The sequence below is a fragment of the Micropruina sp. genome (assembly GCF_027492755.1).
Taxonomy (GTDB): Bacteria; Actinomycetota; Actinomycetes; order Propionibacteriales; family Propionibacteriaceae; genus Micropruina.
Map to the genome: position 1 here is coordinate 1 of NZ_JAPUED010000115.1, position 12,077 is coordinate 12,077.

Sequence of the window (12,077 nt, forward strand, 5' to 3'; positions counted from 1 at the left end):
CTGCGCTGCGACCTGACCGCCTTCCGCGAGTCGGTCGCCATCGACCGCCGGATCGCGGCCCTCGCCGAGCCGACCGCTGAGGATCTGGAGCTCGCCCATCACGCCCGGCTGGTGCAGTACTGCGTGATCTTCGACCGGATCTTCCGGTTCGCGATCACCGGCAACCGCGTCCGGAACTACGACGGACTGGGCGGGCAGTTGCTGTTCGCCTGGTTGCATCAGCACCGAGTGCTGCACTGGACCGACACCCAGCTCGCCTTCGAGTGGGACCGGGTGCCGGACTGCGTCAACGAACTCGGCGCCGCCATCGAGCATCTCTACTGGCGCTCCATCGACCGGCCCAAGGTCAGCCACTGGCTGGCCGCCTACGAGCTGGTGTCGGGCACCGTCGAGCCGCACCCGGCGTCGGCGTGGAAGGCCGGCGACCTGCCGCTGACCGGGTTGCCGCGCGAGCTGACCGACAAGGTGATGGACGACGAGTTCCCGCTGAGCATGTTCTACGAGGCCTTCGAGAAGAAGATGCGCGACGTCATCGCGTCGACCTCGGGCATCACCGGGACGGCGGACTGATGCGGGTGGTGATCGCCGGCGCGGGCAGCCCCGCCGGCGACGCCACGGCGTCCGCACTGCGCGAGCACGGTCACGAGGCGATCGAGATCGGGCCGGACGAGTGCGACCTGCGTGACTTCGCCGCCGTGCGGGATCTGGCCTCGCGGCTGGGCCCGGTCGACGGGGTGATCCACCTGGTCGGCGGCTGGCGCGGCGGCGGCGGGTTGGCCGGGCAGTCCGACGAGGACTGGGACTGGCTGCAGACCATGATCGTCGGCACCCTGCGGAACACCACCCGCGCCTTCGCCGACGCCATCGCCGCCTCTCCGGCCGGCCGGTTCGCGATCGTCTCACAGACCGGGGTGGCCAAGCCGACCGCGGGCAACGCCAACTACCTGGCCGCCAAGGCGGCCGCCGAGACCTGGCTGCTCGCCGTCGGTCACGCGCTGAAGGACAGCCCCGGCCGGGTCCATATCGAGCGGGTGATGGCGCTGTACTCGGATCGCGACCTCGAAAAGTCCCCCGACAAGGACTTCAGCCGCCAGACCCATGTGAGCGAACTCGGCCAGCGGCTGGCGAGCCTGTTCGACTAACGGCCGGCACACGCGCCAAGTCAGCCACGGGCGGCGCTTTCGTGTTCGTCATCCCGGGCTCGCCCCGGGATCTGGGGCCGCACCCGAGATCCCGGCATTCGCCGGGATGACGAGTTGGCGATGGAGGGCTGGTCACCGCCGGTCAAGCCTGTCCAGACCCCCTCAAGTGGTTTCGACAAGCTCAACCACCCGTCGGTCGAGCTTGTCGAGACCTCTCCCACACGGGGATACCCGCGATCAGTCTGAAATCGACCCCAGAGTGAGCAGGCCGCCTGCATGTCCCCACCCTCGGCAGCACACGCAAGCCACCTCTCACTCACCACTCTGGGGTCGATTTCAGACTGATCCCAGGTACCCCCACCGTTCAGGCGGCGACAACCGGGCCGCCCGCACCGACATGGAAGGATGACCAGGTGCAACTCCACGATCCCGCCCGCCGGGGCTTCGCCAGCGACAACTATTCCGGCGTCCACCCCGAGGTGCTGGACGCCATCGCCGAAGCCAACGGCGGACACCAGACCGCCTACGGAAGCGACGCCTACACGGCGAAGCTGACCGAGGTACTCCGCGGGCATTTCGGCAAGCAGGTCGAGGCGTTCCCGGTGTTCAACGGCACCGGCGCCAATGTCACCGCACTGCTGTCGATGCTGCCCCGCTGGGGTGCGGTGGTCTGTGCCCAGACCGCACACATCAACGTCGATGAGGGCGGCGCCCCCGAGAAGGTGGCCGGACTGAAGCTGTACCCGGTCCCCACCCCCGACGGGAAGCTCACCCCTGAGCTGATCGACGTCGAGGCCCGCGGTTTCGGCGACGAGCACCGCGCGCAACCGCTGGCCGTGTCGATCACCCAGTCCACCGAACTGGGCACCCTCTACACACCCGACGAGATCCGGGCCATCACCGAGCACGCACACCACCTCGGCATGACCGTGCACCTGGACGGCTCGCGGCTCGGCAACGCCGCGGCGGCGCTCGGCGTTCCGTTCGCCGACTTCACCACCGACGCCGGCATCGATGTGCTCAGCCTGGGCGGCACCAAGAACGGCGCGCTCGGCGCCGAGGCGATCGTCGTGCTCAACCCTGACGCCTGCACCGGTCTCGCCTACCTGCGCAAGACGCACATGCAACTGGCCAGCAAGATGCGGTTCGTGTCGGCTCAGCTGATCGCTCTCTACGAGGGTGATCTGTGGTTGCGCAGCGCCGCCCATTCCAACGCGATGGCCACCCGGCTACGGGCCGCCGTGGCGGACATTCCGGGCGTCGAGTTCGCCCAGCCGACCCAGGCCAACGGTGTCTTCGTCCGGCTCCCCGAAGGGGTAGCGGACGCCGTCCGTTCGGAGTTCTTCTTCTACGACTGGGACGAGGCCGCCCGCGAGGTGCGTTGGATGTGCTCCTTCGACACCGCCGAGGCCGACGTGGACGCCTTCGCCACCCTGATCCGGGACGCCTGCACGCGACTCGCCTGAGCGGTAGGCCCCTCTCCCTCGTCAGGCCGTGAGCGCACCCTCCATGGGCTCCGAACTGAGACCCCGGCGTTCGCCGGGATGACGAGGACGGACCTCACCGTCATCCCGGACTTGATCCGGGATCTCCCGACCACCAGGGACGCGGAGCAAGCTCAGCCGACGTCGCGGGCGAGGTCGTCCACCCGTTCAGCCCCGGGGAGGCCGAGCAGGCCGGCGACTGGAATGAACAGCTTGGAATGCCGCACGCCTGAGCCGATGCACACCCAATCCCGGTCGGCGACGGCGCCGTCCACCCAGATCGGCCAGCCCTCGGGCAGCCCGACCGGATTGATCCCGCCGTACTCCATGCCGGTCGCCTCGACGGCGAAATCCATCGGCGCGAAGGACGCCTTGCGGGCGTTCAGCCGACGCCGGACGACGTTGTTCACGTCCACCCGGCGGTGCGCCAGGGTCATGCAGCAGGCGTGTGAGTCGACGCCGGCCCGAGTGCCCCGGACGATCACGGCGTTGGCCGAGGCGTCCATCGGAACCCCGTAGTGGGAGCACAGATTCTCGGTGTCCGCATAGGCCGGGTCGATGGCTGCGACCAGCGCCTCGGGGATCAGCCCGATGGCGGCCAGGACGGGCGACGCCAACAGCTCCGGACGGCTGGCGGCAGGTACCGCGTCGAGGGTGCCGAAGACGTCAGACATGGTGCCCATCCTGCACCAGGCCGGTCGGGAAGCCGTCCAGCGATTCGGCGTTCTTCTCCCGCTGGTACGCCAGCAACCCGTCGTCGCCCTTCTTCGCCGCCCACGAGTCGAGCACGTCGCGGTCGCCTTCGAAGCTGTACAGCGGGACACCGAAACCGCACGAGGTCAGCACCAGGTCGATGTCCAGCACGAACACCTGTCGCGACCCGCGCTGCGGCGGGAACAGTCCGACCAGTTCGTCCCAGCCGTCCTCCCCGGGCTGCATCATGGTCGGCGTCCCGAACAGCCGGACGATCCACGGATTGCCTTCGAACGCGCAGAACATCAGCGTCATCCGCGGCACGTCCAGGATGTGTGCCGCGGTCTCATTGCCCGAGCCGGTGAGGTTCAGCCAGGCCACCTTGTTCGCGTCCAGGATGCGCAGTGTGTCGAGCCCCTTGGGCGATACGTTCACGCGGCCGGTCCGGGCCGCGGACGCCACGAAGAACATGTGTTGTGCCTCGATGAACCGCCGAATGCGGTCGGTGATCTGCGGGTAGCGCTGAGCCATGGTTCATTGTCCGCTCACCAGCCGATAGCGTCGGACCATCCCAGAGCACGGAGGTCCCATGCCCGAGACGTCCCCGTCCACCCGGCCCAAGCGCCAGAAGGAAGGCTTCTCGCTGACCCGGTTCGTCGTACTCATCCCGGCGCTCGGCATGCTGGTGGGCGCGATCACATTGACCGCCGTCGGCGCGGTCGAGGTGTATCAGACGATCGCCATGGCTTTCGACGCTCACCCCGAGACGCAGACCTTCGTGATCGCGTTCGTCGAGATCGCGGACGTGTTCCTGCTTGCCGTCGTGCTGTACATCATCGCGATCGGCTTGTACGAGCTGTTCATCGGCGATCTGCCCGGACTGCCCGAATGGCTGGTCTTCCACTCGCTGGACGACCTCAAGAGCCAGTTGATCGGTGTCGTCGTGGTGGTGCTCGGCGTGTTCTTCCTCGGGCGCGCGTTGCATGGCGAGACTCCACTCAACCTGCTCTACCTCGGCGGCGGCATCGCCGCGGTGACCGCCGCACTCTCGCTGTTCCTGCGCGCGAAACACTGAGGGTTCACCCATGACCATCGGACGCCGCACGCTCGCCGAGGCCTACCCCGTGCTCGGTCTACGGATCGTCGCCGGACCCATCGAATTGGCCGGAATGGACGACGGCACCCTGATCGCACTCGCCGACCTGGCGGCGGAGGGCATTCACGGCGACGATGAGATGCCGTTCCAGCAGCCGTGGACGCGGACCCCGGCGGAGCGATTCCACCTGCACTACCTGCAGCATCATTGGGGCGTCCGGTCGCGCTTCGCGCCTGGCGCTTGGGATCTGGATCTCGCCGTCCGGTACGAAGGCGAGTTGGCCGGCACCCAGGGCGTCTCCACCCGGGACTTCCTGGCCACCCGCACCGGCGAGACCGGTTCCTGGCTGGGCCGCCGCTTCCAGGGACGCGGCATCGGCACCCTGATGCGCCAAGCGCTGTGCGCCTTCCTGTTCGATCACCTGGATTTCGAGCAGATCACCTCGTCGGCGTTCGACGACAACCCGGCCTCGAACCAGGTCAGTCAGAAGGTCGGCTACCGCCTCAACGGCGTCCAGCGGGTACCCAGGAACGAAACCTGGGTGAGTTCCAACGAATACCTGCTCACCCCGGACGCCCTCGTCCGCGGGCCCCAACTGACAGTCACCGGAGCAGAACCCGTCCGCAAGCTGATCGGACTGGAGTGATCCCGCTGGTTGAGCTTGTCGAAACCACTTGTGCACAAATGGGTCTCGACAAGCTCGACCAATGGCGAGGTCAGCTGGCTAGCTCGGCGTCCAGCACTGCCAGCTCGCGCTCGAACCGGGCGCGCAGTTCCGCCTTCTCGGACGCCGGCAGCCAGCAGGCGTCGACGCCGGCCAGCGCCATCTGCCGTAGCCGGGCGTAGGTCACACCGAGGTCGTCGGCGAGAATGCCGTACTCGGTCCCCAGGGTGGTGGGGAACATGCCGGGGTCGTCGGACGCCGCGATCACGTTGAGTCCGGCGTCCAGCATCGCGGCGATGGAGGCTCGCCGCCACGGTCGCCAGGACCGCCGCGACGTGGTCGAGATGACCGTCATCGGGGTCTGCTCGGCCCGCAGCCGAGCGACCACCGCGTCGTCCTGCAGCACGAAATAGCCGTGGTCGATCCGGTCGCAGCCGAGCAGGTCGAGACAGGTGATGGTGTTGGCGGCGGCCGGCACGTGCTCGGAGGAGTGCGCCGTGCGGCCGAGGCCTGCGTCGCCGGCCAGCCGGTAGGCGTCCGCGAAGCGTTCCGGGGGGCCGACGGTTTCCAGGTTGTCCAGGCCGATCCCGGCCAGGTACTCGTGCGGGTGGGAGACCACGGTGCGCACCCAGGCCAGCGCTTGCTCGCCGGTGCGGCTGCGGTCGATGGCGGCGATCAGCCGTCCGGACATGCCGAACTCGCGCTCGGCCATCCGGATGCCCTCGGCGTAGGCCTCGACCAGCGCCGGGTAGCCGATTCGGGCCAGCCGTCCGTGGGGTTCGTCGATGGACACCTCCAGGTGCCGGGTCGCGCTCAGGGTGTGCGCGTCGGCGAACGCCTCGTAGACGATCCGGGTCAGGTCGTCGGTGTCGCGCAGCGCTTCGGTCACCCAGCCGGAGAGCTGGAACAGCGAGTAGGAGACCTCGGGCTCGTCGGCCGAACGGCCTTGCGGCACGGGGATGCGGGTGTCCCGGTACAGGTCGGCGTCGGGCGGTAGCGAGTTGCAGTCGGCGTAGATCCGCTCGGGCGTGTCGGGCAGATCGAGACGCTCACGACGGGCCAGTTCGGCGAAGGTGGACGCCCGCACGGTCCCGATCAGATGGCAGTGCAGGTCGACCTTGGGCAGCCGCGCGATGATGCCTGCCTCGACAGTCATGGACGCTCCTTGGTGGTCAGCTTTGTTGGTCAAGCTTGTCGAAACCCTGGACGGTCGGGCCGCTGGCAAGGGGTTTCGACGAGCTCAACCAGCGGTGTCACGTTGATCAGCACCTCATCCGGGCTGTTCCGGACCGGGATGAACGGAGGCGGGCCGGGATGACCGAGGCGGGCCGGGATGACCGAGGGGCCGCACCGGAGTCGTCCGGCGCGGCCCCGTCCGGGGAGGTCTCGACCAGCGATGATCAGCTGCCGGTGACCTCGCGGGCGAACCGGTCGGCCAGCGTGCTGAACTCGGACGCCGCCTTGACGGCGTCGATGGTGGAGTAGCCGGCCTTGGTCGGATCCGGCACCGCACCGTCGAGCATCTTCGTCATCGACTCGGGCACGGTCACCTTGTTGTTCACCGGCAGGTCGTTGTAGCCCTTCAGCGCCGCGGCCTGGGCGTCGGCGCCGAGCAGGTAGTCGATGAACTGGTAGGCGGCGTCGGCGTGCTGCGCACCGACCGGGATCATCGCCCGGTTGGTCGCCAGGTAGGCGCCCTTCTCGGGCACGGCGAAGGCGAAGTTCGAATCCTTGCTGATCAGGTCGGCGGCGAAGCCGCTGATCGAGGCGGCGGCGACGATCTCACCCTGGGTCATCAGGTTCGACACCTCGGTGGTCGAGGCGTAGAACTTCAGCACGCCCGGCTTCCACTTGGCCAGCTTGGCCAGCGCGGTGTCGTAGTCGAACGGCCCGCTGCCGTAGGTGGTGCCCAGTCCCGAGACGGTCAGCTGGCCGGAGGTGGCGCTGATGTCGGGCAGGGCGACCTTGCCGGCCACCGACGATTCACCGAACAGGTCCCACGACTTCGCCTGCTTGGCGTTCACCTTGCGGGTGTCGTAGACGATGCCGTTGAGCTGGTAGGTGGTGGCCGGGCCGTACAGGTCGGTGCCCTTGGCGAAGTCGGCCACATCGGCCAGCGCCGGCAGCTTGGCGGCGTCGATCTGCTCGAACAGCTTGTCGGTCTGGCCCTGAGCGGCGAAGTTGTCGGTGATCAGCATCACATCGACGCCGGCGCTGTTCTCGGTCGCCTTCAGCTCGTTGAGCCGCTCGGCGTTCTTGCCGGTGACCACCTCGACCTTGATGCCGGTCTTGGCTTCGAACGGCTTCACGACGGCCTCGGTGAAGCCCTCCACGCCGAAGCTGAAGGTGCTGATCTTGAGGGTCTTGGCCGTGGAGGCGTCCCCACCGGGCGCCGCGCTGCTGCAGCCGGTGAAGGCCAGCCCCGCGGCTGCCACCGCGGCGGCGATCATGACCATGGGCTTCGATCGAGCCATGTCTGTCCTTTCGATTTACGTGAATCCTGGGTCTGGGGCCCGGCGCTCAGGCGGCGAGCACGATCAGATGGTCGGGAGTGATGCTGAGCCGGACGGGCTGGCCCGGGGCGAAGGCCCCGGCGGTGGCGCCGCGGATGTCGGCGACCAGCCGCACCTGCTGGCCGGCCGGATCGGTGACCTCGCTGGTGACCAGCAGGTCGACGCCGCGGTAGGCGACATCGGCGACGGTGCCGTCCAGCCGCAGTGCACCGTCGGACGGGGTGTCGTCGGGGGTGCCCACCACCAGCCGTTCCGGACGGACGGCGGCGTGCTGCCCGTCGGCCAGGGTGAGGAAGTTCTCGTAGCCGAGGAACTCGGCGACGAATCGGCTGGCCGGCGCGCTGAACACCGCTTGCGGCGTCCCGGCCTGTTCGATCTTGCCGGCCCGCATCACCACCATCTGGTCGGAGAGTTCCAGCGCCTCGTCCTGATCGTGGGTGACCAGGACGACGCACAGCCCGGTCTCCGCCTGGATCCGCCGCAGTTCGGCGCGCATCTCGACCCGCAGTCGGGCGTCCAGGGCTGACAGCGGCTCGTCGAGCAGCAGCAACCGGGGCCGGATCGCGATCGCCCGGGCCAGCGCCACCCGCTGCTGCTGACCGCCGGACATCTGCCGCGGCCGCTTATCGGCCTGGGAGGTGAGCCCGACCAGCTCGAGCGCCTCGTCGACGCGCTGCCGCCGCTCGGCGGTCGGCACCTTGCGCAGCTTGAGGCCGTAGCCGACGTTGTCGCGCACCGTCATGTGCGGGAACAGCGCGTATTGCTGGAACACCATGCCGAGGCCACGCTTCTCGGGTGGTACCCGGGTGCATTCCTCGCCTTCGATGAAGATCTGCCCCGAGGTGGGCTTGCCGAAGCCGGCCAGCATCCGCAGCGAGGTGGTCTTGCCGCAGCCGCTCGGGCCGAGCAGGGTGGTCAGCTTGCCCCGCTCGATGTCGAGCGAGATGTCGTCGACGGCGACCACGTCACCGAAGGTCTGGGTGACGTTGACGAACTGGGCGGCGGGGACGCTCATTTGTTGATCCCTCCGAAGATCTGGGCGAAGCCGACGGTCTTTTCCGCGATGAACGCGATCACGACGGTTCCGGCGAGGACGAGGGTGGACATGGCTGCGATCATCGGGTCGATGCCTTGCGACACATAGTCGAGCATCTCGATCGGCAGGGTGGTGCTGCCCTTGGTCAGCAGCAGCGACAGCGGCACGTTGTTGAACGACGTGATGAACGACAGCAGCGCCGCGGAGAAGATGCCGGGCCGCAGCATCGGCAGGGTGACGTCGAAGAAGGCCCGCACCGGTGAAGCGCCGAGCATGCGCGCCGCCTCTTCGGCCTGACCGTCCATGTTGGCCAGCGACGCCCCGGTCACCCGGACGGCGTAGGGCAGCATCAGGATGGTGTGGCCGAGGATCAGCACCGGCAGGTAGTTCTGCAGCCGCAGCGGGATCGCCAGCTGCTGGTAGAGCGCGGCGCCCAGCACCAGTTCGGGAATGATCAGCGGCGAGAAGAAGATGTTCTGGATCGCACCCTTGGCCCGGAGATTGCTTCTGGCCAGCGCCAGCGCCGCCGGAACGCCGAGCACCAGTCCGAGGAAGGTGGCGATGACCGCCACGATCAGGCTGGTCACCAATGCGCTGGTGAACCGCTCATGGGCAAGCGCCGCGGCGAACCAGCGCAGCGAGACGGCATCCGGCGGGAAGGTGAGCGTGTCGCCGGCGTTGAACGAGATCGCGATCACGAAGAAGATCGGCACGACCATGATCGTGTAGCCGATGACGGCCAGCACCAGGGCGATCGGGTGACGGTTCTTCACTGCGTCCTCCCGAGCCGGCCGGTGGCACTGGACAGCGACGCGACCGCGAACACCAGGATCGTCATCATCAGCGCGACGGCGCCCGCCATCGTCCAGTCGACGTTGGTGTCGGTGTAGTAGAAGAGCTGGGTGGAGAGCATCTTGTCGCTCGATCCGCCGAGCAGGAAGGGCGTGGTGTAGGCGGTCACCGAGCCGGCGAAGACCAGGGTGGCCGCCACGATCACGCCGGGCAGCGAGAGCGGCACCACGACGCTCCAGAAGGTGCGGGTCGGGCTGGCACCCAGGCTGCGGGCCGCTTCGTCGAGGGTGGCGTCCACCTGCGCGATCGCCGAGTAGCTGGAGATGATCGCCAGCGGCAGGAAGAGCTGGATCAGGCCGAGCACGATGGCGAATTCGCTGGCGAGCAACTGCGGCGGCTTCTCGACCAGGTGCAGGGCCATCAGCACCCGGCCGAGCACACCTTGGGAGCCGAGCACGACCAGCCAGCCGAAGGTGCGCACCACGTTGCTGAGCAGCAGCGGGAAGATCGCCAACGCCAGCCACATGCCCACCCAGCGCGAGCCGCTGCGGGCCAGCATGTAGGCGATCGGGAAGCCGATCACCACACACAGGCCGGTGACGACCAGACCGATCCAGACGGTGCGCCACAGGATGCTCATCATGAACGGATCGCTGAAGAAGCTGCCGAATGCGGCGAGCACCTCGCCCGGGCCGGAGCGGCGCGGGAAGAAGAGCATGCTGATCGCGGGCACGATCAGGCCGACCACGAGAATGATGAGTCCGGGAACCAGGAGCAGACCGGCACGACTTCTCATCGCGCTCCCTCCTGGCGATCCAGGAAGCGGATCGGCCTGCAATCGTTTGCATTGGTCGCAGGAAAGCTATCCCATCCACGCCCGTACCGGTACCGTCTTGGGTAACGATCGAGAAAAGAACCCTGCGGCAGCGGGTGTTCGACTCGCAAACAATCGGTTCGAATCGTGGTCGCAGGGCCACCGCGGGAGGGGGTTGCCGTGGCCACCCTGTCCGACGTCGCCGCTCGTGTGGGCGTCTCCAAATCCACCGTTTCCCGAGCCCTCAGCCGGCCCGAGTTGGTGGCGCCCGCTACCGTCAGACGGGTGCGTAAAGCCGCTGATGAGCTGAATTTCGCGGTCAATCGGGCGGCCAGCGGTCTGGTCACCGGCCGCACCGGGGTGATCGCGATCGTCGTGCCCGATCTCGACAACCATTTCTTCACGCCGATCGTGGTCGGCGCCCAGCGGAGGGCAGCCACTCGGCAACGTCAGCTCACCATCGCGGCCAACCCGCTGCTGACCTATGAGGATGTCCGCGATCTGGAACGCCTAGCCCGCCAGGTGGACGGATTGATCCTCGCCGCGCCGCTCGGGCCGGACGATCACGTCCGGCAGATCTGTCGCACTCGTCCGGTCGTGCTGGTCGATCGCGAGGTCGCCGGCGTCCGTTCGGTGATCGCCGACGCGGCGAACGGGTTCGGCGATCTGGCCGATCACCTGCTCGACGTGGGCCACCGCACCCTCGCCTATCTCGGTGGGCCGGCGGGCTCCTGGCAGGACGCCCAACGCACCCGCGCCATCGCCGAACGAGCGGCCGCGCGTGCCGAACTGGTCGTGCTCGGCCCGATGCCGCCCACCTTCGCCGCCGGCGCCGCGGTCGCGGACGACGTCCTGGCCGCCGGGGTGAGCGCTGTGATCCCTTACGCCAGCCAGATCGGGCTGGGTCTGGCGTTCGCCCTGGGAGCGCGAGGCGTCCTTCCCGACGATCTGGTGGTGACCACCGAGAGTGTCATCAGCACCGCGATCGGCGACCACCGGACGCCGACGATCGACGTGGACGGCAGTGAGCTCGGCACCGCCGCGATGGACCTGCTGATCGCAGAACTGGACTCCCCGGGCGAGACCCCGCTACGCACCATGCGCCTCCCGATGCAGGTCACCCTGCCCCTCGACTGAGCAGATTCCCGGTCGCTGATTGAGTTCCCGGTCGCTGATTGAGCTTGTCGAGACCCCTGTCATCCCGGCGAACGCCGGGATCTCTTGCCGCCGGATCCCGTTGCCGGAGACACCGGGGCAAGCCCGGGATGACGGATGCGGCTCCGCATGAGGGATGACTCGTCCAGCTGACCGCTCAGTAGTAGTACGGGAAGCGCGACCAGTCCGGACGCCGCTTCTCCAGGAACGAGTCCCGGCCCTCCACCGCCTCGTCGGTCATGTAGGCGAGCCGGGTGCTTTCGCCGGCGAACACCTGCTGGCCGATCAGGCCGTCGTCGATGGCGTTGAAGGCGAATTTGAGCATCCGTTGCGCGGTCGGCGACTTGCCGCAGACCAGCTCGGCCCAGGCCAGGCCCTCGTCCTCGAGGTCGGCGTGCGGGACGACCTTGTTGACGGTGCCCATCTCGTAGCCGCGCTGCGCGTCGTAGGTCTGGCCGAGGAAGAAGATCTCGCGGGCGATCTTCTGGCCGACCTGCCGGGCCAGATAGGCCGAGCCGAAGCCGGCGTCGAACGAGCCGACGTCGGCGTCGGTCTGCTTGAACCGGGCGTGCTCGGCCGAAGCCAGGGTCAGGTCGCACACCACGTGCAGCGAGTGGCCGCCGCCGGCCGCCCAGCCGTTGACCAGCGCGATCACCACCTTCGGCATGAACCGGATCAGCCGCTGCAC

14 protein-coding genes are annotated in these 12,077 nt (G+C 68.2%); 6 read left to right on the forward strand and 8 right to left on the reverse strand.

Features of this window, described 5'->3' with window-relative positions:
• From Q0066_RS08000 to Q0066_RS08010, 3 genes are all read left to right on the forward strand, one after another.
• On the forward strand, window positions 1-570 hold a 570-nt coding region (locus Q0066_RS08000; RefSeq protein ID WP_298131808.1), incomplete at its 5' end, for a DUF6421 family protein.
• Window positions 570-1,142, forward strand: coding sequence for an SDR family NAD(P)-dependent oxidoreductase (locus Q0066_RS08005; RefSeq protein WP_298131810.1), 573 nt, complete (start codon window positions 570-572; stop codon window positions 1,140-1,142). The genes Q0066_RS08000 and Q0066_RS08005, both read left to right, overlap by 1 nt.
• Window positions 1,143-1,555: 413 nt before the next feature.
• The gene (locus Q0066_RS08010) at window positions 1,556-2,608 is read left to right on the forward strand and encodes a low specificity L-threonine aldolase (RefSeq protein WP_298131812.1); all 1,053 of its coding nucleotides are present in this window, start codon (window positions 1,556-1,558) and stop codon (window positions 2,606-2,608) included.
• A 152-nt stretch (window positions 2,609-2,760) separates the two neighbouring features.
• Here Q0066_RS08010 and Q0066_RS08015 read toward each other — a convergent pair whose 3' ends face one another.
• Both Q0066_RS08015 and Q0066_RS08020 read right to left on the reverse strand, forming a co-directional pair.
• A complete protein-coding gene (locus Q0066_RS08015; protein WP_298131814.1) occupies window positions 2,761-3,309 on the reverse strand; it encodes a YbaK/EbsC family protein in 549 nt (182 codons plus the stop codon).
• Entirely contained in the window at window positions 3,293-3,850 is a 558-nt protein-coding gene (locus tag Q0066_RS08020) for a pyridoxamine 5'-phosphate oxidase family protein (protein ID WP_298131816.1), read from the reverse strand. The genes Q0066_RS08015 and Q0066_RS08020 overlap by 17 nt, the downstream gene beginning before the upstream one ends.
• Before the next feature lie 58 nt (window positions 3,851-3,908).
• Between Q0066_RS08020 and Q0066_RS08025 the strand changes: the two genes are divergently transcribed.
• Window positions 3,909-4,394, forward strand: a complete 486-nt coding sequence (locus Q0066_RS08025) for a YqhA family protein (RefSeq protein ID WP_298131817.1) — start codon at window positions 3,909-3,911, stop codon at window positions 4,392-4,394.
• 10 nt (window positions 4,395-4,404) lie between these two features.
• Window positions 4,405-5,061, forward strand: a complete 657-nt coding sequence (locus tag Q0066_RS08030) for a GNAT family protein (RefSeq protein ID WP_298131818.1) — start codon at window positions 4,405-4,407, stop codon at window positions 5,059-5,061.
• 70 nt (window positions 5,062-5,131) lie between these two features.
• Here Q0066_RS08030 and Q0066_RS08035 read toward each other — a convergent pair whose 3' ends face one another.
• The 5 genes from Q0066_RS08035 to Q0066_RS08055 all read right to left on the reverse strand — a co-directional run bounded on the left by Q0066_RS08035 (window position 5,132) and on the right by Q0066_RS08055 (window position 10,216).
• Window positions 5,132-6,235, reverse strand: coding sequence for a hypothetical protein (locus Q0066_RS08035; protein WP_298131820.1), 1,104 nt, complete (start codon window positions 6,233-6,235; stop codon window positions 5,132-5,134).
• Between the two features lie 244 nt (window positions 6,236-6,479).
• Window positions 6,480-7,553 carry an extracellular solute-binding protein gene (locus Q0066_RS08040; RefSeq protein WP_298131822.1) on the reverse strand — a complete coding sequence of 358 codons (1,074 nt, stop codon included), beginning with the start codon at window positions 7,551-7,553 and terminating at the stop codon, window positions 6,480-6,482.
• A gap of 46 nt (window positions 7,554-7,599) precedes the next feature.
• Entirely contained in the window at window positions 7,600-8,607 is a 1,008-nt protein-coding gene (locus Q0066_RS08045) for an ABC transporter ATP-binding protein (protein WP_298131823.1), read from the reverse strand.
• Window positions 8,604-9,401 carry an ABC transporter permease gene (locus tag Q0066_RS08050; protein WP_298131824.1) on the reverse strand — a complete coding sequence of 266 codons (798 nt, stop codon included), beginning with the start codon at window positions 9,399-9,401 and terminating at the stop codon, window positions 8,604-8,606. The genes Q0066_RS08045 and Q0066_RS08050 overlap by 4 nt, the downstream gene beginning before the upstream one ends.
• Complete coding sequence (locus tag Q0066_RS08055; RefSeq protein WP_298131826.1) at window positions 9,398-10,216, reverse strand: ABC transporter permease; 819 nt, start codon at window positions 10,214-10,216, stop codon at window positions 9,398-9,400. Before Q0066_RS08055 ends, Q0066_RS08050 begins: the two co-directional genes overlap by 4 nt.
• Before the next feature lie 198 nt (window positions 10,217-10,414).
• On the opposite strand from Q0066_RS08055, the gene Q0066_RS08060 reads away from it, so the two are divergent.
• Window positions 10,415-11,371, forward strand: a complete 957-nt coding sequence (locus tag Q0066_RS08060; protein ID WP_298131828.1) for a LacI family DNA-binding transcriptional regulator — start codon at window positions 10,415-10,417, stop codon at window positions 11,369-11,371.
• Window positions 11,372-11,546: 175 nt separating this feature from the next.
• Here the strand turns inward: Q0066_RS08060 and Q0066_RS08065 are convergent.
• On the reverse strand, window positions 11,547-12,077 hold a 531-nt coding region (locus Q0066_RS08065; protein ID WP_298131831.1), incomplete at its 5' end, for an enoyl-CoA hydratase-related protein.